Raw genomic sequence first — 21,444 nt, 5'->3', positions numbered from 1 at the left:
GCCTCATTGCTCACTGGCACGTGTGCAGGCCCTTGGCATGATGTTGATCGTCCGATGACTCCAGTGGGCCGGGTGTATCTCAAGCTGGTTGTAATCAATGACTTGCTCATTGTGTCTTTCAAGGAGCTGTAAGCCATGAAGTGTCCGATCTGTGGAGCAGGGGAGCTGGTCCAGGCAGTCCGCGACCTACCACACACGTACAAGGGTGAGTCGATGGTCATTTTGCAGGTCGAGGCTGAGTTCTGTCCTGCATGCGACGAGGCGATCATGACGGTGCCGGTGGCACGGCGCGTGAATGCCGAAATGCGGGCCTTCAATCAGCGCGTCAATGCCTCGGTCGTAGACCCTGGCTTCATTGCAGCTGTTCGCCGGAAATTCGATCTCGATCAGCGTGAAGCCGGCGAAATCTTTGGCGGCGGAGTCAATGCCTTCTCCCGTTACGAAAATGGCAAGACCAAGCCGCCGTTGGCATTGATCAAGCTGTTCAAGTTGCTCGACCGCCATCCTGAGTTGTTCGAGGAAGTCAGAACTGCCTGACGCTATCAATCATGAAAAAGCCCCCGGGCCTCACGGCCAGGGGGCTTTTTCTTGCCGCAAGGGCAGGGCTTACATGTTTGGGTAGTTCGGCCCGCCGGCGCCTTCGGGGGTGACCCAGGTGATGTTCTGGGCCGGGTCCTTGATGTCGCAGGTCTTGCAGTGCACGCAGTTCTGCGCGTTGATCTGGAAGCGCTTGTTGCCGTCTTCCTGGGTGACCACCTCGTACACGCCGGCCGGGCAGTAGCGCTGCGCCGGTTCGTCGTACAGCGGCAGGTTGCTGGCGATCGGGATGTTCGGGTCGGTCAGCTTCAGGTGGCAGGGTTGTTCCTCTTCATGGTTGGTGCTGGAGAGGAATACCGAGCTGAGCTTGTCGAAGCTGAGCTTGCCATCTGGTTTCGGGTAGTCGATCTTCTGCGAGTCGGCGGCGAGCTTGAGGCAGGCATAGTCCGGCTTGGTGTCGTGCAGGGTGAACGGCAGCTTGCCACCGAACCAGTTCTGGTCGATGTAGTTGAACGCGCCACCGAGCAGCGGGCCGAACTTATGCAGGGCGGGGCCAAAGTTGCGGCTGGCGAACAGTTCCTCGTACAGCCAGCTGGCCTTGAAGGCGCTGACATAGCCGTTCAACTGGTCACCGCCCTCACTGCCGGCGATCAGTGCGTCGGCCACGGCTTCGGCGGCGAGCATGCCCGATTTCATCGCGGTGTGGCTGCCCTTGATCTTGGAGAAGTTCAGGGTGCCCAGGTCGCAGCCGATCAGCGCGCCGCCATTGAAGACCATCTTCGGCAGCGAGTTCAGGCCGCCCTTGCAGATGGCGCGGGCGCCGTAGCTGATGCGCTTGCCGCCTTCGAGGTACTGGGCCATCACCGGGTGGTGCTTGAGGCGCTGGAATTCGTCGAACGGCGACAGGTACGGGTTGGAGTAGGACAGGTCGACGATCAGGCCGACCACCACCTGGTTGTTTTCCAAGTGATAAAGGAAGGAGCCGCCGGTGTTCTCGGCGCTCATCACGTCCAGCGGCCAGCCGGCGGTGTGCACCACCAGGCCCTGCTCGTGCTTGGCCGGGTCGATTTCCCAGATTTCCTTGAGGCCGATGCCGTAGTGCTGGACGTCGGATTCATTGTCCAGGTCGAAGCGCTTGATCAGCTGCTTGCCGATATGGCCACGGCAGCCTTCGGCGAACAGGGTGTACTTGGCGCGCAGTTCCATGCCCGGGGTATACAGGCCGTCCTTCGGGTTGCCTTCGCGGTCGACGCCGAGGTCGCCGGTGATGATCCCGCGGACCACGCCGTTTTCATCGAACAGCGCTTCCTGGGCGGCGAAGCCCGGGTAGATCTCGACGCCCAGGTTCTCGGCCTGCTGGGCCAGCCAGCGGCACAGGTTGCCCAGGGAGATGATGTAGTTGCCCTGGTTGTGCATGGTCTTGGGCACGAACAGGTCGGGGACCTTGGTCGAGCTGTCGGCACTTTTCAGCACATAGATGTCGTCGCGCTTGACTTCGGTGTTCAGCGGCGCGCCGAGGTCTTTCCAGTCGGGGAACAGTTCGTTCAGGGCGCGCGGTTCGAACACCGCGCCGGAGAGGATGTGGGCGCCGACTTCGGAGCCTTTCTCGACCACGCAGACGCTGATCTCGCTACCGGCTTCGGCGGCCTTCTGCTTCAGGCGGCAGGCGGCGGACAGGCCCGCCGGGCCAGCGCCGACGACGACCACGTCGAATTCCATGTATTCGCGTTCCACAGGTTCTCTCCTACTCAAGGCTCATCGCTGTTGCTTGTCTTTTATGGGTGTTTCACGGTCACGTGCGGCGCGTGGGTGCTGTAGCTTCGCCGGTGACGGACTACACCGTCTTGTCTTGGCCGCGCATTATATCTACACCACTTGGCGGGTCCAATACAAACGTTTGTTTGAATTTGCCGGAGCCCAGTAAAATCAAAGGTACGCGGCTGGAGGCTGGCCAATTTGCCGTATTGACCGGATTGGGTGTTACGGTCAAGATACGAGCGCTTTTACGCTCGCCGTAGGCTGACCGTCGGGCGCAGGTGCACCCCTAAAGACCAGGCGTGGAGCAGGGTTTGCGGGCCGAATCAGGTGTTGTAGTGGAGTCTACACGCCACGACAGGAAATGACCCGTGGGTTTTCGAACCCGGGGTCGCGACAGGACTGATCGGTCACTTGAAATTTTCCGCTTCCGGAACGTTTTTAGAGGTGCCCTTGTACCCACGCGCATTCGCCGGGCAGCCCCCAGGCGATCTTCTTTTCACCGGAGAGTAACGAGGAATCCATGAAGGTTCTTGTAGCTGTCAAACGAGTGGTCGACTACAACGTCAAGGTTCGCGTCAAGGCGGACAACTCCGGCGTCGACCTTGCAAACGTCAAGATGTCCATGAACCCCTTCTGCGAAATCGCCGTGGAAGAAGCCGTCCGCCTGAAAGAGAAAGGCGTGGCGAGCGAAATCGTCGTCGTCTCCGTCGGCCCGACCGCCGCCCAGGAGCAACTGCGTACCGCCCTGGCCCTGGGTGCTGACCGCGCCATCCTGGTGGAAGCCGCCGACGAACTGAACTCCCTGGCCGTGGCCAAGGCGCTGAAAGCCGTTGTCGACAAGGAGCAGCCGCAGCTGGTCATCCTCGGCAAGCAGGCCATCGACAGCGACAACAACCAGACCGGCCAGATGCTCGCCGCGCTGACTGGCTTCGCCCAGGGCACCTTCGCCTCCAAGGTCGAAGTCGCTGGCGACAAGGTCAACGTCACCCGTGAAATCGACGGCGGCCTGCAGACCGTCGCGCTGAACCTGCCGGCGATCGTCACTACCGACCTGCGCCTGAACGAGCCACGCTACGCGTCGCTGCCGAACATCATGAAGGCCAAGAAGAAGCCTCTGGAGACTGTCACTCCAGACGCGCTGGGCGTTTCCCTCGCCTCCACCAACAAGACCCTGAAAGTCGAAGCGCCGGCTGCCCGTAGCGCCGGTATCAAGGTCAAGTCGGTGGCCGAACTGGTCGAGAAGCTGAAGAACGAAGCGAAGGTAATCTAAATGACTATCCTGGTTGTCGCTGAACACGAAAACGGTGCCGTTGCCCCGGCCACCCTGAACACCGTCGCCGCTGCCGCCAAGATCGGTGGCGATATCCACGTGCTGGTTGCAGGCGCGAACGTCGGTGGCGTTGCCGAGTCCGCCGCGAAGATCGCCGGTGTAGCCAAGGTGCTGGTCGCCGACAACGCGGCCTACGCCCACGCCCTGCCGGAAAACGTCGCGCCGCTGCTGGTCGAGCTGGCCAAGGGCTACAGCCATGTGCTGGCCCCGGCCACCACCAACGGCAAGAACATCCTGCCGCGCGTTGCCGCGCTGCTGGATGTCGACCAGATCTCCGAGATCATCGCGGTCGAATCCGCCGATACCTTCAAGCGCCCGATCTACGCTGGTAACGCCATCGCTACCGTGCAGTCGAACGCTGCCATCAAGGTCATCACCGTGCGTACCACCGGCTTCGACGCCGTGGCCGCCGAAGGTGGTTCGGCTGCTGTCGAGGCGGTTGCCGCTGCTCACGATGCCGGCAAGTCGGCCTTTGTTGGCGAAGAGCTGGCCAAGTCCGATCGTCCTGAACTGACCGCCGCCAAGATCGTCGTTTCCGGTGGTCGTGGCATGGGCAACGGTGACAACTTCAAGCACCTGTACGCCCTGGCCGACAAGCTCGGCGCCGCGGTCGGTGCCTCGCGCGCTGCCGTCGACGCAGGCTTCGTGCCGAACGACATGCAGGTCGGCCAGACTGGCAAGATCGTCGCGCCCCAGTTGTACATCGCCGTCGGTATCTCCGGCGCGATCCAGCACCTGGCCGGTATGAAAGACTCGAAGGTCATCGTCGCGATCAACAAGGACGAAGAGGCGCCGATCTTCCAGGTCGCCGACTACGGCCTGGTCGCCGACCTGTTCGAGGCGGTTCCGGAGCTGGAAAAGCTGGTCTGATCCGCCTGCTTCACTTATAAAGAACCCGGCCCGCCCTTGGCGGTCCGGGTTTTTTCATGGCTGTTGTTTCATGGGCGGGGAGTGGTTGCATGGTGTTTCGTTCGAGCAAGGGGATGCTGGCTTGCGCGCTTGCGCTGCTGTCGAGCCCGGTATGGGCGGTAGGGAAGTGCGAGCGCCTGGTGGCTACCGGCAGTCCGGATGCGCCACCGTATTCCTGGCAGGATCCGCAGGACCCGAAACACCTGATTGGCGCCAATGTTGATCTGCTGCGTCAGGTGGCCGACGAGTTGGGGTTGAAGGTCGAGGTGCTGCATGCCGGCAAGCGTGAGCAGGCGCTCGACGAAGTGCGCAGCGGGCGCATGGACTTGCTGCTCGATACCCCGTTGCAGGTCACTCAGCTGACATCCCTGGACTATATTCATCCGGCCTTGCAGCTCAATGAGTATCTGGTCTGGACCCGCCACGACGCGGTGCTCGAGTTCAACGGCCCGGCGGACCTGGCGCAATACCGTGGCGGCTTGTCGGAGAAGGCGCGGCTGACGCCGGCCTTCGAAGCGTTCGCCAAGGCCCAGCTGAAGCTGGAGCCGGCGCAGAATCTCACCCAGGCGTTCCAGAGGCTGGTGCTTGGCCAGGTCGACTATGTGCTGGCGGGTCGCTACTCCGGAATGGCCATGGCGCAAAGCCTGGGGATGGGCAACGAGCTGATCGCCCGTGGCTTGCCCGTGGACCGGCCGGGGTTGTACCTGGCGGTTTCGCACAACTCGGCATGCAACGACAGCTGGTTGCGCGGACAACTGGCCAAAAAGCTGACAGAATTGCCGATCTCCGGGGCGAGCGAAGCGGTGCTGCAGCGTAATGTGGAACGCTGGAAGGCACAGATGCAGGCGTCGCAGGGCGCCCCCAAACAGTAGGAAGAGTGCGTGAGAACCCAACCCCTGATGCTTGCCCTGGCCATGCTTGGCCTGGCCGGTTGTGCCAACGACCCGGCACCCATTGAACAGATGCGCCTGTCTGAGCAGGCTGTTGAACAGGCCAAGGCCGTCGGTGCCACCGAGCAGGTGGCGCAATTCAAGATGGCCGAAGACAAGTTGGCCAGGGCCAAGAGCAACATGCTTGGCGAGAGCTACCGCGATGCGCGCATGCGGGCCGAGCAGGCCGAGCTGGATGCGCGTCTGGCCGAGGCGTTGGTGCTGAACCAGAAGAGCGAGGAGCAGCTGCAGGTCATGCAGTCGCGGATCAAGCGTCTGCGCAAGCAGCTGGAGGTGCAGCCATGAGCCGGATCACGCCATTCGCCGCGCTGGCCCTGTTGGCGCTGGTCGGTTTGCAGGGGTGCGCCAGTCAGCGCAGCGAGTCTTCGCTGGAAGAAGCCAGTAGTGCCTTCCAGAAGGTGAAGGATGACTCTGATGTATTGCGCAGTGCGCCACGTGATGTGATTCGCGCCGGCGAATCGCTGGGGCGCGCCGAGCGTCTGGCCGGTTATGTCGGTACCGGCAGCGATGTGCGCCATTATGCTTATCTCAGCCAGCGCTACAGCGAGATTGCCCGTGAACATGCGAACCTGGCGCTGAACCAGGAGCGTCTGGCCAAGCTTGACCTGGAGCGTCAACGCCTGCAGTTGGCGCTGCGCGAGGCCAAGTTGGCCAGCGTGCAGCAGCAGGGGAAGTTCGTCGAGGCGCAGATCGCGGCGTTGGCCTCTGAACAGGCTGATCGCGGGCTGGTGATGACGCTTGGCGATGTGCTGTTCGATACCGGTCAGGCGGAGTTGAAGAGTTCGGCTAGCCGCACTGTGCTCAAGCTGGTGCAGTTCCTTCAGCTCAATCCGCGTCGGGTGGTACGGATCGAGGGTTATACCGATAGTACCGGGGCGGCGGAGGACAACCTCAAGTTGTCCCGCGACCGTGCCCAGTCGGTGGCTGACATGTTGGTCGACCTTGGGATCGATGAGAAACGTATCCAGGTTGAAGGCTATGGCGATCAGTACCCGGTGGAGGCCAACGCCTCGGAGCGGGGCAGGGCGCAGAACCGACGGGTCGAGATCGTCTTCTCCGATGAGAAGGGCAAACTTGCGCCGGCGCGTTGAGTGCTTTTGCTTAAGTTAGGGTGGGTTCGCTCCTGCAGGTATTTCATATGGACTGTAGGAGCGGGCTCTATAACTTTGTAGTAATTGATATGGGTATGTTTTCCTGAGCGTTGTTCTACAAGTCTCGTTTCTCGTTTCTCGTTTCTCGTTCTTGCTCTTGCTTTTAAGTACGCGATAGTCCAGGCGCCGCCAATTGCGACTTCAGGAGGCCGAGCGGAGTTCTTGCGGAGGGAGGTGACGGGCATGGATGCCCGTCAAGCGCTGCGCCCCAGGATGGGGCGTTCAGCGCGGTCCTCCCGGGAGCAAGAACGGAGCGAGGGGACCCCGGAGCGAAGCGTAGGGGCCGGATGAATGGAGCGGAACGGTTTTGCCTACTTTTCCCAAGAGAAAAGTAGGCCGCCGTAAAGGCGGAAAGGTGCCTATGCGTCGACATGGAAAATGAATGAGCATATAACTTTCAAGGCCCACACTTTGCAAGTCAAAGTCAAAGTCAAAGTCAAAGTCAAAGTCAAAGTCAAAGTCAAAGTCAAAGTCAAAGTCGGTCGGCGTGGGTTTCTACAGATGTAAGCGCATTCATTTGCTATATCGACGCATAATCACCTTTTCGCCTTTACGTGAACTGACCCCCGAAAGTTGGACGGGGTACGCTATGGGTTCAGCGCTTGGGTCCGAAATTGTACCGGACTCAAGCCATTCAGTCTTAGACTTATACGCTCTTGGTTGTAGTAGGCGATGTAGTCCTCAAGGCCTGACGCCAGTTGTTCAACACTCTCAAACGATTGCAAATAGAAAAACTCGCTCTTGAGTGTGCCAAAGAAGCTTTCCATCGCGGCATTGTCCAGGCAGTTACCCTTACGCGACATACTCTGTTGTATTTTCTTTCTGCCCAGCATATGTCGATAAGCGGGCTGTCGGTATTGCCAGCCCTGATCGGAGTGCAATATCGGTTTGTCATCTGGGTTCAGCCGCTCGAAAGCTTGCTCCAACATCGCCGACACCATCTTGAACTCAGGGCGCGGATTGATCTGATAGGCAAGAATTTCGCCGTTGTACAGGTCCATCACAGGCGAAAGAAACAGCTTCTGCCCTTTCACCTTGAACTCTGTCACATCGGTTACCCATTTCTGATTAGGGGCTTCCGCCTTGAACTCACGCTTGAGCAGATCAGATGCAACAAGCCCTTCGGAACCTCGGTAGGAGCGATATTTCTTCACTTTTACCAGCGATTTCAGATCCATTAACTGCATCAACCGCTGCACCTTCTTGTGATTGATCACCTCGCCATGGCACCCAAGCACGGCGGTGATGCGGCGATAGCCGTACCGCCCCTTATGCCTGTGATAGACACTCTTGATGCGTTCTTTGAGGGCCGCATGCTTGTCGGCCACCAAGGCTTTGCTTTGGTAATAGAAGGTACTGCGTGCCAGCCCTGCAGCACGTAACAGCAGAGCCAGTCGATGTTCATGCCTCAATCCTTGGACAGCCTGCGCTTTCTTGGTTGCGCAGTGCGTGGATCCGCTTGGATCAAGGCATCGAGCTTTTTTAGATAGGCATTCTCCGCACGTAAATACTCCAGCTCTTCGAGCATTTGCTTAGGTGTCAACTCAGCATCTGCAGGCTTAGCAGGGCTTACGTTGGGTTGTTCTGATGCTTTGCGGGGCATACTGGATTCTCGGGCACGATGCGGGTGAAGTGCTTCTAGTCCGCCTTCATCGTACAACCTTTTCCATTGCCTGATGCTACTCGGGCCACGAATATCAAACTGTATGCAGGCTTGCTGGGCTGACAGTCCGTCTTGCTCGATGCACTGCAAAACCTTCAACTTGAACTGGGCGTCGTAGTGGCTGTACTTGGTAGCCAGACCTGCAGCACCGTGTTGCTCATAGCCCTTTATCCAACGGCGCAGCAGCGATGCACTCAGGCTATGCCTCAGTGCCACCTCATGAACACTCCGGGCAGAAAGACACTCCTCGATGAGTGCTTGCTTGAGCGCTAGGTCGTATTTCGTCATGGAACACCCTCCGCTTGGGGTCAGGCGTCCAACTTTCGGGGGTCAGTTCATACGGCGAGTCACTTTTTGTCAAACGCGACAAAAAGTAACCAAAAAACGCTGCGCTCCATTCATCCGGCCCTCCGCTTCGCTCCGGGTCCCCTCACTCCGGCCTTGCTCCCGGGAGGACCGCGCTGAACGCCCCATCCTGGGGCGCAGCGCTTGACGGGCATCCATGCCCGTCACCTCCCTCCGCAAGGCCTGCGTTCGGCCTCCTGAAGTCGCGAAGGTACGGGCGGCGCCTGGGCTGGCGCAGCTGTCGCGCGTTGGGTTTGGCGATAGCCTCTTGATCGGCAACGGCAACGGCACGGGATCGCTACTGGGCAGATTTCCTCTGTTACGCAACTGTAATGTTGACTATCCTGCGATCTGTCCCAGTACACTTTGCAACTGTTACGGTAATCTGGCTCTGCAGTGAGCCGCACAAGAACAATGCCCCGTCAGCGCTTCGAGACCACGCCATGACCAATCTGCTGCTGTACCAGCGCATCGCCCAGCAACTGGCCGACGATATCCGGCGTGGTGTCTATCAGCCCGGCGAGCGAGTACCCTCGGTACGCAAGATGAGCGCCCAGCTCAATGTCAGCCATGCCACCGTGCTGCAGGCATATGCCAATCTCGAGGATCAGGGCCTGATCCGCGCCCGGCCACAGTCCGGCTACTACGTGCACCAGACCCCAGCATTGACCGCGCAGACCCCGGATATCGCCCGGGTCGAGCGACCGGGCCTGGTCACCCGGGCCAGCATCATCCAGCAGGTGCTGGTCGAGGCGCGACGTGACGGCGTGTTTCCGTTTGGCGCGGCGGTCCCGCATGTGGATTACCTGCCGGTGCGTGCGCTGCACCAGCAGCTGGCCAAGGTCACCCGCTTCCATAGCCCGCGCGCCTTCAGCTACATGTTCAGCCCAGGGTTCGAGCCGCTGCGCCGACAGATCGCCATACGCATGCGCGACGCCGGGGTGCTGGTCGACCCACGCGAGGTGGTGGTCACGCATGGCTGCGTCGATGCCTTGCAAATGTCACTGCGCGTGCTGACCCGGCCAGGGGATCTGATCGCTGCTGAATCGCCCACTTATTATGGGCTGCTGCAGCTCGCCGACTTGCTGGGCCTCAAAGTCATCGAGATCCCCAGTGATCCTGCCACCGGCATCAGCCTCGAAGCCTTGCAGCTGGCCGCCAACCAGTGGTCGATCAAGGCCCTGGTGCTCACGCCAAGGTTGAGCAACCCCCTGGGCGGTACCATGCCCGAGGAGCGGCAGAAGCAACTGTTGCGCCTGGCCTCGGATTTCGACATCCAGATCGTCGAGGACGATATCTACGGCGAGCTGATGTTCGAACAGGGGCGCACCAAGGCATTGAAGGCGTTCGATCGCCTCGACCGGGTGATCTACTGCTCGAGCTTCTCCAAGACCCTGTCCCCGGGCGTGCGGGTCGGCTGGATGATCGCCGGGCGCTACCAGGACGAGATCCAGCGCCTGCAGACCTTTACCACCCACTCAGCCTGCAGCGTGACCCAGATGGGGGTGGCGGCCTACCTGGAGAACGGTGGCTATGACCGTCATCTGCGCTACATACGCCAGGAATACCGCAAGAACCTCAGTGCCTATCAATTGGCCGTGCAGCAGCACTTCCCCGAAGGAACGCAGATGACCCGCCCCACCGGCGGCTTCATCCTCTGGGTCAGCTTGCCAGGGCGGGTCAATACCCAGGAACTGCACGTGCGCGCGCTGGAGCAGGGCATCAGCATTGCGCCGGGGCTGATCTTCAGCAACACCGAGCAATTCAATCACTGCATTCGGCTCAATTGTGCAATTCCCTGGAACAAGGAAGCCGAACGCGCGGTGATCACCCTGGGCTTGCTGGCCCGGCAATTGTGCCAGGAAACCTCGGTCTCACTTTTGTAGGCTTGTCAGATGCGCGGGGAACAGGGAGCATACGCGTTTTACAGGTTGCCCCGGTTCCCATGAAATCGCTTCGTCCTCTTGTCCTCGCCCTGTGTTTCGCCTTGCCCTGGTTGCCAGTCGCAGTGGCGCAGGCTGCCGAGCCAGTGGCCAAGGCCCAGGGCAAGGTGCCTGCCAAGGTCAAGCCAAAGCCCGCCGCCAAACCCAAGGCGCCTGCGAAAGCCCAGGCAAAACCTAAGCCTCGGGCGAAGCCGGCCAGCAAAGTGGTGGCCAAGCCATTGCCCAAGCCCAAGGTTGACCTGAGTCTGCCTAGCGAGCTGGTCAAGCATCTCGAGCCGGACCTGGGTGACACACCGGTGATGCGCAAGCCCTTGCTGCCTTCGATGTTTCCCACCAAACCTGAATCCGACAGCAGCCCCTTCCAGCTCAATGGGCGGTTGATCAGCAATGAAATGCAACTGCAGTTGCGCAACGACAGTCGCCGGGAAGTGGAAGGGGCGGCCATCGACTTCGAATTTCGCAACTGACTATTGGGTCATGCGCGATTTCATCTGCCCGCCAATTTCAAACGTGTGTTTGAGCGGTTAGTATCCAGGGACGTTCGTCCCGCTTTGCTCCTGGGAGTCCTGTTGTCATGAAATGCCGCGAGGGTTGTGGTGCCTGCTGCATCGCCCCGTCCATCAGCTCGCCAATCCCAGGTATGCCGCAGGGCAAGCCGGCTGGCGAACGTTGCCTGCACCTGAATGTCGAAAACCTCTGTGCGCTGTTCGGCAAGCCCGAGCGGCCGCAGGTGTGTGGCGGCTTCAAGGCGGAAGCGGACATCTGTGGCAATGATCGTGACGAAGCCATTCGCATCATCGGGTGGCTGGAGCAGATGACGGCGGCGTGACCGGTTGGATCTTCGACAACAAGGAACAAGATGATGAGATCGATCAAGCGTATTGCCCTGCTGTGTGGCATGGGCGTGGTGCTGGCCCCGACGGCCTGGGCCGAGAATTGGCAGGTGGCCAAGGACGAGGAGGGGATCAAGGTTTCCCTCAGCGAGGTGGCTGGCTCCAAGTACAAGGCGTATCGCGGCGTGACCCTGATCAAGGCGCCGCTGGCCAAGGTCAAGGCGCTGCAGGAAGACGTGGCCGGGGCTTGTGCCTGGATTCACGAATGCAAGACGCAGAAGCTGCTCAAGAGCGAGGGTGAGCAAAGTTGGACCTACACCCAGTTCAATACGCCCTGGCCGGTGACGCCGCGGGACTCGATCCTGCATGTGACTACGGTTCAGGAGGCTGACGGCAGCCTGACCCGCAAGCTCCAGGAAGAGCCGAAGTATCTTCCGGAGGAAAAGGGCTTCGTGCGGGTCGCCCAGGTGGAAGGCTTCTGGAAGCTGGTGCCCAAAGGTGACAGCACCGAAGTGACCTACCAGGTGCACACCGAGCCGGGCGGCAGCGTGCCGTCGTGGCTGGCCAACAAGTTCGTGGTCGATGCGCCGTTCAATACCCTCAAGGGGCTGAGGGAGCGCGCCGAGAAGAACTGAAGGCGGGCGTGTTTCCTGTGTAGGAGCGGCCTTATGTCGCGAAAGGGCCGCGCAGCAGGCCCAGGATCGCGAGTCAGTCTCAAGATCGTCGGGGCCGCTGCGCGGCCCTTTCGCGACATAAGGCCGCTCCTTGTATCTCGACTTTCGCCTCCCTAGAGGCGAAAGTTCTCGACTGATCATCGAGGGAAGGCCTTGAAGCAGAGCCGCTCCAAGGGCATCAAGCCCGCACTGTAGATAACGCTCTGGTCTTCCAACCCCACTCGACGAGTTCGAACGGTATCTAGTGCCCGCCCCCGGCGTGAGCACGCATTAACAAGGTTGAACTGAGTGTAGGGTGATCGACTTTCGTAGTTTGAAGGAGGAGATCATGTCCGTCTTTGTTGGCGTTGATGTCGCCAAAAAATCTTTCGACATTGCCATCCCGCTCCCCAATGGCAAGATGCGCACCAAAGCCAAGCTGTCCAATGATCCTGGAGGGTTCAGGCAGTTTAGCGACTGGCTTGAGCGCCATGCTGAACCAGGCGCCTGGATTGTTATGGAGGCTACAGGCATCTATCACGAAGCGCTGGCCGAGCACTGTCACAACCAAGGTTATCGGGTGTGCATTCTGAACCCGGCGGTGATTGCGAAATTCGCTGACGTGGAGCTTCGGCGCGTCAAAACAGATAAGGCTGACGCCAAAGTCATTGCTGCCTATGGCCAACAAAAGGCTGTCTCGCTTCGCCAGTGGGAGCCTGAGCCCCCTGCGCAGCGCCGCTTGCGTGCTCTGGTGCGGCGACTGGACGACCTCAAGGAAATGCGCCAGATGGAGCAGAATCGTTTGGATGTCGCACTAGATGCGGTACAGCAGTCGATTCAAGACGTAATCGGGCACATCAACGAAGAGCTGGAAAAGACCAGGAAGGCCATCGAGCAGACGATCGATGATGATCCAGACCTGCGCAAGCGACGTGAGCTGATTACCTCGATTGATGGTTTGGGTGACACCACTGCTACGTTGCTGCTCGCCGAACTGGGCGATCCACTGAAATACCAAAGCCCTTCTGCGATTGTCGCGTTTTCAGGCTTAAACCCAGTGGTGCAGCAATCGGGAGAGTTCATAGGTAAGAGCACTATTTCGCGTACAGGCGCCTCAAGGCTGCGTGCAGGCTTGTGGATGTCAGGCACTGTCTCAATCAGACATAACCCTGTTGTGAAGGAACTGGCAGAGCGGTTGAGCAGCCGGCACAAAGCTTACAAACAGATCGTCTGCGCGGCGATGCGCAAGCTGCTGCACCTGGTTTACGGGGTGGTGAAGTCGGGGATACCGTTTGACCCCAAAATCCCTCTTGCGGGGTGAGGGTCAAGACGGTATCTACAGAGAAGCGGATCGTGTGCCGGAACAATAAAAAAGGCTGCCCGAGGGCAGCCTTTTTGCGTTCAGTCGGCAGGCTTACTTGCGGTCTTTCAGGGCGACGATGTCACGCTGCTCGTAACCGGTGTACAGCTGGCGCGGGCGGCCGATCTTGTACGGGCTGGAGAGCATTTCCTTCCAGTGCGAGATCCAGCCGACGGTCCGCGCCAGGGCGAAGATCACGGTGAACATGCTGGTCGGAATACCGATGGCCTTGAGGATGATGCCCGAGTAGAAGTCGACGTTCGGGTACAGCGAGCGTTCGACGAAGTACGGATCGGTCAGGGCGATCTCTTCCAGGCGCATGGCCAGTTCCAGCTGCGGGTCGTTCTTGATGCCCAGCTCGCTGAGCACTTCGTCGCAGGTCTTCTTCATCACGGTGGCGCGCGGGTCGCGGTTCTTGTACACGCGGTGACCGAAGCCCATGAGCTTGAACGGATCGTTCTTGTCCTTGGCCTTGGCGATGAACTTGTCGATGTTCGAGACATCGCCGATTTCATCGAGCATGGTCAGTACGGCTTCGTTCGCGCCGCCGTGGGCAGGGCCCCACAGCGCGGCGATGCCGGCGGCGATGCAGGCGAACGGGTTGGCGCCCGAGGAGCCTGCCAGGCGCACGGTGGAGGTGGAGGCGTTCTGCTCGTGGTCGGCGTGGAGGATGAAGATCCGGTCCATCGCCTTGGCCAGCACCGGGCTGATCGGTTTGATCTCGCACGGGGTGTTGAACATCATGTGCAGGAAGTTCTCCGCGTACGACAGGTCGTTGCGCGGGTACATCATGGGCTGGCCCATGGAGTACTTGTAGACCATCGCTGCCAGGGTCGGCATCTTCGCGACCAGGCGCACGGCGGAGATCTCGCGGTGCTGCGGGTTATTGATGTCTAGCGAGTCGTGATAGAACGCCGACAGGGCGCCGACCACGCCGCACATCACCGCCATTGGGTGAGCGTCGCGGCGGAAGCCGTTGAAGAAGGACTTCAACTGCTCGTGAACCATGGTGTGGTTCTTCACGGTGCTGACGAACTGGGCCTTCTGCTCGGCATTCGGCAGTTCGCCGTTGAGCAGCAGGTAGCAGGTCTCGAGGTAGTCCGATTGCTCGGCGAGCTGTTCGATCGGGTAGCCGCGGTGCAGCAGGACACCCTTGTCGCCGTCGATGTAGGTGATCTTCGACTCGCACGAGGCGGTCGCCATGAAACCGGGGTCGAAGGTGAAGTGGCCTGATGCCCCCAACCCGCGGACGTCGATAACATCGGGACCAACGGTGCCGGTTAAAATGGGCAGCTCGACGGGGGCAGCGCCCTCGATGATCAACTGCGCTTTTTTGTCAGCCATGTGGCCTCCTATTAATGCTTGAAATCATCAGACAGACCCCCCACGCAGGGCCCGCACCACTATAGAGGGATAAATTCGAATGTCAATTTGCCTAAAGGCTGGTTGAAACGCCCTCTGAAGCCTGGTTTTTCACGAAATTCTCGCCCGTTTACGCCTTTTGTTCACTAAAGGCAATGCGCTATTTGGGCGAGCCCCTCACGTTGTCATGAGCAGCCTAACTGTCTATACTCGGCAGCCGACTCCCAGGGGCTTTCCAGCCCGTCCTGCTGGGTGTCGTCGCTCTCCTGGGTGGTGGGTACCTGACCAGTACACTTACCAACAACTTTGCCCTGTTAGCTAGGGGCTCTTCAGTGTGAAAAAAGCCGTGAAAAGCCAACGACCTGTAAACCTAGACCTAAGGACCATCAAACTCCCGATCACCGCGTACACGTCCATTCTTCACCGTATCTCCGGCGTCATCCTGTTCCTCGGCCTTGCCATCATGCTTTACGCACTGGGCAAGTCGCTGGGTTCCGAGGAAGGCTTTGCCGAGGTGAAGGCGTGTCTGACCAGCCCGCTGGCCAAACTGGTGACCTGGGGCCTGCTGTCCGGCCTGCTGTACCACCTCGTGGCAGGTGTGCGCCACCTGATCATGGACATGGGGGTCGGTGAGACGCTGGAAGGCGGCAAGCTGGGCTCGAAAATCGTGATCGTCATCTCCGTGGTGCTGATCGTTCTGGCGGGAGTTTGGGTATGGTAACTAATGTCACGAACCTGTCGCGTTCGGGCCTCTATGACTGGATGGCGCAGCGCGTCTCGGCGGTCGTTCTCGCGGCTTACTTCATCTTCCTGATCGGCTACCTCGCCGCCCACCCGGGCATCGACTACGCCCAGTGGCACGGTCTGTTCTCCAACAACGCGATGCGTATCTTCAGTCTGCTGGCCCTCGTTGCCCTGGGCGCCCACGCCTGGGTCGGCATGTGGACCATTGCCACCGACTACCTGACGCCGATGTCCTTCGGCAAGTCGGCGACTGCGATTCGTTTCCTGTTCCAGGCGGTATGCGGCGTTGCGATGTTCGCTTACTTCGTCTGGGGTGTGCAGATTCTCTGGGGTATCTGATTCATGGCTAACATTCCAACCATTTCCTTCGACGCCATCATCATCGGTGGCGGCGGGGCAGGCATGCGCGCAGCGCTGCAACTGGCTCAAGGCGGCCACAAGACCGCCGTAGTCACCAAGGTGTTCCCGACCCGTTCGCACACCGTTTCCGCCCAGGGCGGCATCACCTGCGCCATTGCTTCGGCCGACCCGAACGACGATTGGCGCTGGCACATGTACGACACCGTCAAGGGTTCCGACTACATCGGTGACCAGGACGCGATCGAATACATGTGTCAGGAAGGTCCGGCCGCGGTCTTCGAGCTGGACCACATGGGCCTGCCGTTCTCCCGTACCGAAACCGGTCGTATCTACCAGCGTCCGTTTGGTGGCCAGTCCAAGGACTTCGGCAAGGGTGGCCAGGCTGCCCGTACTTGCGCCGCTTCCGACCGTACCGGTCACGCGCTGCTGCACACCCTGTACCAGGGCAACCTGAAGGCAGGCACCACCTTCCTCAACGAGTACTACGCCGTTGACCTGGTGAAGAACCAGGACGGCGCCTTCGTCGGTGTGATCGCGATCTGCATCGAAACCGGCGAGACCATGTACATCAAGTCCAAGGCCACCGTTCTGGCCACTGGCGGTGCCGGCCGTATCTACGCCTCCACCACCAACGCCCTGATCAACACCGGCGACGGCGTGGGCATGGCCCTGCGTGCCGGCGTGCCGGTGCAGGACATCGAGATGTGGCAGTTCCACCCAACCGGTATCGCCGGCGCCGGTGTACTGGTTACCGAGGGCTGCCGCGGTGAGGGTGGCTACCTGATCAACGCCCACGGCGAGCGCTTCATGGAGCGTTACGCGCCGAACGCGAAGGACCTGGCTGGCCGCGACGTGGTCGCCCGTTCCATGGTCAAGGAAATCATCGCCGGCAACGGCGTGGGCCCGAACAAGGACCACGTACTGCTGAAGCTGGACCACCTGGGCGAGGAAGTGCTGCACAGCCGCCTGCCAGGTATCTGCGAGCTGTCCAAGACCTTCGCCCACGTCGACCCAGTGGTCGCGCCGGTGCCGGTCATCCCGACCTGCCACTACATGATGGGCGGCGTTGCCACCAACATTCACGGCCAGGCCATCACCATGGACGCCGAAGGCAACGACCACATCATTCCTGGTCTGTTCGCCGTCGGTGAAGTGGCGTGCGTATCGGTCCACGGCGCCAACCGCCTGGGCGGCAACTCGCTGCTCGACCTGGTGGTCTTCGGTCGCGCCGCCGGCCTGCACCTGGAAAAGGCGCTGAGCGACGGCGTCGAGTACCGCGATGCCAGCGACACCGACGTGGAAGTAGCGCTGAACCGCCTGAACAAGCTCAACGAGCGCACCACTGGCGAAGACGTCGCCAGCCTCAAGCGCGAGCTGCAGAGCTGCATGCAGAACTACTTCGGTGTGTTCCGTACCGGCGAATACATGCAGAAGGGTATCGAGCAGCTGGCCGGCCTGCGTGACCGCATCGCCAACGTCAAGATCAACGACAAGTCCCAGGCCTTCAACACCGCGCGTATCGAAGCGCTGGAGCTGCAGAACCTGCTGGAAGTCGCCGAAGCGACCGCGATTGCCGCTGAAGCCCGTAAAGAGTCCCGCGGCGCGCACGCCCGTGAAGACTTCGAAGACCGTGACGACGAAAACTGGCTGTGCCACACCCTGTACTACCCGGGTGAGAAGCGCGTTGCCAAGCGTGGCGTCAACTTTGCGCCGAAGACAGTTCCTGCCTTCGAACCAAAAGTCCGGACTTACTAAGGGTGGCCGCTATGTTGCAAGTCGAAGTTTATCGTTACAACCCGGACACCGATTCGGCGCCGAAAATGCAGACTTTCCAGGTCGACACCGGCGGCAAGGATCTGATGGTCCTGGACGTGCTGGCACTGATCAAGGAACAGGACGAGGGCTTCTCGTACCGTCGCTCCTGCCGTGAAGGCGTGTGCGGTTCCGACGGCATGAACATCAACGGCAAGAACGGCCTGGCGTGCATTACGCCGCTGTCCGCTGTCGTAAAAGGTAACAAGTTGGTCCTGCGTCCGCTGCCAGGCTTGCCGGTTATCCGTGACCTGGTCGTCGATATGAGCATCTTCTACAAGCAGTACGAGAAGGTGAAGCCGTTCCTGCAGAACGACACGCCGGCCCCGGCCATCGAGCGTCTGCAGTCGCCGGAAGATCGCGACAAGCTGGACGGTCTGTACGAGTGCATCCTGTGCGCCTGCTGCTCGACCTCCTGCCCGTCGTTCTGGTGGAACCCGGACAAGTTCCTGGGCCCTGCGGCCCTGCTGCAGGCCTACCGTTTCCTGGCCGACAGCCGCGACACCAAGACTCAGGAGCGCCTGGCGTCCCTGGATGACCCGTTCAGCGTATTCCGCTGCCGCGGGATCATGAACTGCGTGAACGTCTGCCCCAAGGGTCTGAACCCGACCAAGGCGATCGGTCACGTACGTAACATGCTGCTGCAAAGCGGCACCTGATTCACCGTTGTACCTGCAGTAAGCCGAGGTGCGGGTGGTGAGCCCGCACTGAGGTAAAACCCGAGCAAGGGCCCACAAAGCCCGCGCTCATTACCTATGAAGATATGAGACCAGCAGGGGCTTCCGGGCTGGTACCCGGAAAATCAGCAGGATCCAGGTGGCGTGGTTCAGTCGCTGTGTTCGGACTTTTCCAGGTTTGCTGTGGCTCTCGCCGATCAGTCCCCTAACCGAGGGTGACCAAGCATGCAAGAAAGCGTGATGCAGCGCATGTGGGAAAGCGCCCACCTTTCAGGTGGTAACGCTGCATATGTGGAAGAGCTTTATGAGCTCTACCTGCACGACCCTAACGCTGTGCCAGAAGAGTGGCGCACTTACTTCCAGAAATTGCCCGCCGACGGCAGCACCGCTACCGATGTATCGCACTCGACGATCCGCGACCATTTCGTATTGCTGGCAAAGAACCAGCGCCGCGCCCAGCCGGTTTCCGCCGGGAGCGTGAGCACAGAACACGAGAAGAAGCAGGTTGAAGTTCTGCGACTGATCCAGGCCTATCGTATGCGCGGCCATCAGGCTGCCAAGCTCGACCCGTTGGGGTTGTGGCAGCGCCCTGCGCCCGTAGACCTGTCGATCAATCACTACGGCTTGACCAATGCCGATCTTGATACGACCTTCCGTGCCGGCGACCTGTTCATCGGCAAAGAGGAAGCGAGCCTACGCGAAATCTTCGAGGCGCTCGAGAAGACATATTGTCGCACCATTGGTGCCGAATTCACCCACATCGTCGATTCCGAGCAGCGCAGCTGGTTCCAGCAACGCCTGGAAAGCGTACGTGGCCGTCCGGACTTCTCCGCCGACGTGCAGGCTCACCTGCTCGAGCGCGTCACGGCCGGTGAGGGCCTGGAGAAGTACCTGGGCACCAAGTACCCAGGCACCAAGCGCTTCGGCCTCGAGGGTGGCGAAAGCCTGATTCCGATGCTGGACGAAATGATCCAGCGCTCCGGTTCCTACGGCACCAAGGAAGTCGTGATCGGCATGGCCCACCGTGGCCGCCTGAACGTGCTCGTCAACACCTTCGGCAAGAACCCGCGCGAGCTGTTCGACGAGTTCGAAGGCAAGAAGATGAACGAGCTGGGCTCCGGTGACGTGAAGTATCACCAGGGCTTCTCCTCCAACGTGATGACGCCCGGTGGCGAAGTTCACCTGGCCATGGCGTTCAACCCCTCCCACCTGGAAATCGTCTCGCCAGTGGTGGAAGGTTCGGTGCGCGCCCGCCAGGACCGTCGCAACGACACCGTGGGTGACAAGGTTCTGCCGATCTCCATCCACGGCGACGCTGCGTTCGCCGGCCAGGGTGTGGTCATGGAAACCTTCCAGATGTCGCAGACCCGCGGTTTCAAGACCGGCGGTACCGTGCACATCGTGATCAACAACCAGGTTGGCTTCACCATCAGCAACCCGCTGGACGCGCGCTCCACCGAGTACGCCACCGACGTTGCCAAGATGATCCAGGCGCCAATCCTGCACGTGAACGGCGATGACCCGGAAGCGGTGCTGTTCGTCACCCAGTTGGCCATCGACTATCGCATGCAGTTCAAGCGTGACGTGGTCATCGACCTGGTCTGCTACCGTCGTCGCGGCCACAACGAGGCCGACGAACCGAACGGCACCCAGCCGCTGATGTACCAGCAGATCAGCAAGCAGCGCACCACCCGTGAGCTGTATGCCGACTCGCTGATCCAGGCTGGTCGCATCGACGCCGAGCGCGCCCAGGCCAAGATCGACGAGTACCGCAACGCGCTGGACAACGGCCTGCACGTGGTCAAGAGCCTGGTCAAGGAGCCGAACCGCGAGCTGTTCGTCGACTGGCGTCCGTACCTGGGCCATGCCTGGACCGCGCGTCACGACACCCGCTTCGACCTCAAGACCCTGCAGGAGCTGTCGGCCAAGCTGCTCGAGCTGCCTGAAGGTTTCGTCGTCCAGCGCCAGGTCGCGAAGATCTACGAAGACCGCCAGAAGATGCAGGCCGGTGGCTTGCCGATCAACTGGGGTTATGCAGAGACCATGGCCTACGCCACCCTGCAGTTCGAAGGTCACCCGATCCGCATGACCGGCCAGGACATCGGCCGTGGCACCTTCTCGCACCGTCACGCGGTGCTGCACAACCAGAAGGACGCCAGCACCTACGTACCGCTGAAGAACCTGTTCCCGGGCCAGCCGCGCTTCGACCTGTACGACTCCTTCCTCTCGGAAGAGGCAGTACTGGCCTTCGAATACGGCTACTCGACCACCACGCCGAACGCGCTGGTGATCTGGGAAGCCCAGTTCGGCGACTTCGCCAACGGTGCGCAAGTGGTGATCGACCAGTTCATCACCAGCGGCGAGCACAAGTGGGGCCGTCTGTGCGGTCTGACCATGCTGCTGCCTCACGGTTACGAAGGGCAGGGGCCGGAGCACTCCTCCGCGCGTCTGGAGCGTTACCTGCAGCTGTGCGCCGAGCACAACATCCAGGTCTGCGTACCGACCACCCCGGCACAGATCTACCACCTGCTGCGTCGCCAAGTCATCCGTCCGCTGCGCAAGCCGCTGATCGTGCTGACGCCGAAGTCGCTGCTGCGCCACAAGCTGGCCATCTCGACCCTGGAAGACCTGGCCGAAGGCTCGTTCCAGACCGTGATCCCGGAAATCGACGCGATCGATCCGGCCAAGGTCGAGCGCCTGGTGCTGTGTGGTGGCAAGGTCTACTACGACCTGCTGGAAAAACGCCGTGCCGAAGGCCGCGAAGACATCGCCATCGTGCGTATCGAGCAGCTGTATCCGTTCCCTGAGGACGACCTGGTCGAAATCCTGGCGCCGTACACCAACCTCAAGCATGCGGTCTGGTGTCAGGAAGAGCCGATGAACCAGGGCGCCTGGTACAGCAGCCAGCACCACATGCGCCGTATCCTGGGCCGCCACAACAAGGCGCTGGTCCTGGAATACGCCGGTCGCGACGCTTCCGCCGCGCCAGCCTGTGGTTACGCATCGAAGCACGCCGAACAGCAGGAAAAACTGCTGCAAGACGCCTTCACTGTCTAA

Annotated in this window: 19 protein-coding genes and 1 pseudogene; 17 read left to right on the top strand and 3 right to left on the bottom strand. The window is 60.6% G+C overall.

All coding sequences use genetic code 11. The features are described 5' to 3' along the window. Positions 1–33 precede the first annotated feature (33 nt). A pseudogene (locus HU772_RS25010) lies at positions 34–132 on the top strand (type II toxin-antitoxin system MqsR family toxin); the annotation flags it as partial. A 3-nt stretch (positions 133–135) separates the two neighbouring features. Next, complete coding sequence (locus HU772_RS16460) at positions 136–537, top strand: type II toxin-antitoxin system MqsA family antitoxin (protein ID WP_186661992.1); 402 nt, start codon at positions 136–138, stop codon at positions 535–537. 69 nt (positions 538–606) lie between these two features. Here HU772_RS16460 and HU772_RS16455 read toward each other — a convergent pair whose 3' ends face one another. Beyond that, positions 607–2,271: an electron transfer flavoprotein-ubiquinone oxidoreductase gene (locus HU772_RS16455; RefSeq protein WP_186661993.1), complete on the bottom strand. Its 1,665-nt coding sequence runs from the start codon at positions 2,269–2,271 to the stop codon at positions 607–609. Positions 2,272–2,815: 544 nt separating this feature from the next. Here HU772_RS16455 and HU772_RS16450 point away from each other — a divergent pair. From HU772_RS16450 to HU772_RS16430, 5 genes are all read left to right on the top strand, one after another. After that, positions 2,816–3,565 carry an electron transfer flavoprotein subunit beta/FixA family protein gene (locus tag HU772_RS16450; protein WP_186661994.1) on the top strand — a complete coding sequence of 250 codons (750 nt, stop codon included), beginning with the start codon at positions 2,816–2,818 and terminating at the stop codon, positions 3,563–3,565. Next, entirely contained in the window at positions 3,566–4,495 is a 930-nt protein-coding gene (locus tag HU772_RS16445) for an electron transfer flavoprotein subunit alpha/FixB family protein (protein WP_186661995.1), read from the top strand. It begins immediately after the preceding gene. A gap of 89 nt (positions 4,496–4,584) precedes the next feature. Further along, positions 4,585–5,406 carry a substrate-binding periplasmic protein gene (locus HU772_RS16440; protein WP_186661996.1) on the top strand — a complete coding sequence of 274 codons (822 nt, stop codon included), beginning with the start codon at positions 4,585–4,587 and terminating at the stop codon, positions 5,404–5,406. Between the two features lie 9 nt (positions 5,407–5,415). After that, on the top strand, positions 5,416–5,769 hold the full coding sequence (locus HU772_RS16435) for a DUF4398 domain-containing protein (protein WP_186661997.1): 354 nt from the start codon (positions 5,416–5,418) through the stop codon (positions 5,767–5,769). Next, positions 5,766–6,575, top strand: coding sequence for an OmpA family protein (locus HU772_RS16430; protein WP_186661998.1), 810 nt, complete (start codon positions 5,766–5,768; stop codon positions 6,573–6,575). Before HU772_RS16435 ends, HU772_RS16430 begins: the two co-directional genes overlap by 4 nt. Positions 6,576–7,222: 647 nt before the next feature. Here the strand turns inward: HU772_RS16430 and HU772_RS16425 are convergent. Then, a protein-coding gene (locus HU772_RS16425) for an IS3 family transposase (protein WP_437182400.1) occupies positions 7,223–8,586 on the bottom strand; the annotation gives its coding sequence in 2 pieces (ribosomal slippage) (positions 7,223–8,121 and positions 8,121–8,586; 1,365 coding nt in all). A gap of 500 nt (positions 8,587–9,086) precedes the next feature. On the opposite strand from HU772_RS16425, the gene HU772_RS16420 reads away from it, so the two are divergent. From HU772_RS16420 to HU772_RS16400, 5 genes are all read left to right on the top strand, one after another. Beyond that, entirely contained in the window at positions 9,087–10,529 is a 1,443-nt protein-coding gene (locus HU772_RS16420) for an aminotransferase-like domain-containing protein (RefSeq protein WP_186662818.1), read from the top strand. 59 nt (positions 10,530–10,588) lie between these two features. After that, complete coding sequence (locus HU772_RS16415) at positions 10,589–11,053, top strand: hypothetical protein (protein WP_186662817.1); 465 nt, start codon at positions 10,589–10,591, stop codon at positions 11,051–11,053. 107 nt (positions 11,054–11,160) lie between these two features. Continuing rightward, positions 11,161–11,415, top strand: coding sequence for a YkgJ family cysteine cluster protein (locus HU772_RS16410; RefSeq protein WP_023628900.1), 255 nt, complete (start codon positions 11,161–11,163; stop codon positions 11,413–11,415). Positions 11,416–11,448: 33 nt separating this feature from the next. Continuing rightward, entirely contained in the window at positions 11,449–12,054 is a 606-nt protein-coding gene (locus HU772_RS16405; protein WP_186662816.1) for an START domain-containing protein, read from the top strand. Between the two features lie 367 nt (positions 12,055–12,421). Beyond that, positions 12,422–13,393: an IS110 family RNA-guided transposase gene (locus tag HU772_RS16400; RefSeq protein ID WP_217858722.1), complete on the top strand. Its 972-nt coding sequence runs from the start codon at positions 12,422–12,424 to the stop codon at positions 13,391–13,393. A 93-nt stretch (positions 13,394–13,486) separates the two neighbouring features. Here the strand turns inward: HU772_RS16400 and gltA are convergent, their stop codons facing one another. Next, positions 13,487–14,776 (bottom strand): citrate synthase, encoded by a 1,290-nt coding sequence (gene gltA / locus HU772_RS16395; protein ID WP_186662549.1) that lies wholly within the window; start codon positions 14,774–14,776, stop codon positions 13,487–13,489. A gap of 352 nt (positions 14,777–15,128) precedes the next feature. On the opposite strand from gltA, the gene sdhC reads away from it, so the two are divergent. The 5 genes from sdhC (at position 15,129) to HU772_RS16370 (ending at position 21,444) form a co-directional block, all read left to right on the top strand. Beyond that, complete coding sequence (sdhC, locus tag HU772_RS16390) at positions 15,129–15,515, top strand: succinate dehydrogenase, cytochrome b556 subunit (RefSeq protein WP_023628897.1); 387 nt, start codon at positions 15,129–15,131, stop codon at positions 15,513–15,515. Then, complete coding sequence (sdhD, locus tag HU772_RS16385; RefSeq protein ID WP_011534754.1) at positions 15,509–15,877, top strand: succinate dehydrogenase, hydrophobic membrane anchor protein; 369 nt, start codon at positions 15,509–15,511, stop codon at positions 15,875–15,877. Before sdhC ends, sdhD begins: the two co-directional genes overlap by 7 nt. Before the next feature lie 3 nt (positions 15,878–15,880). Next, positions 15,881–17,653: a succinate dehydrogenase flavoprotein subunit gene (gene sdhA / locus HU772_RS16380; protein ID WP_011534753.1), complete on the top strand. Its 1,773-nt coding sequence runs from the start codon at positions 15,881–15,883 to the stop codon at positions 17,651–17,653. A gap of 11 nt (positions 17,654–17,664) precedes the next feature. Beyond that, on the top strand, positions 17,665–18,369 hold the full coding sequence (locus tag HU772_RS16375) for a succinate dehydrogenase iron-sulfur subunit (protein WP_028690457.1): 705 nt from the start codon (positions 17,665–17,667) through the stop codon (positions 18,367–18,369). A gap of 243 nt (positions 18,370–18,612) precedes the next feature. Continuing rightward, on the top strand, positions 18,613–21,444 hold the full coding sequence (locus HU772_RS16370; protein ID WP_186662550.1) for a 2-oxoglutarate dehydrogenase E1 component: 2,832 nt from the start codon (positions 18,613–18,615) through the stop codon (positions 21,442–21,444).

The sequence above is a fragment of the Pseudomonas xantholysinigenes genome (assembly GCF_014268885.2).
GTDB lineage: Bacteria > Pseudomonadota > Gammaproteobacteria > Pseudomonadales > Pseudomonadaceae > Aquipseudomonas > Aquipseudomonas xantholysinigenes.
The sequence above is the reverse complement of the archived record's forward strand: the minus strand, read 5'-3'. Positions and strand labels throughout refer to the sequence as shown.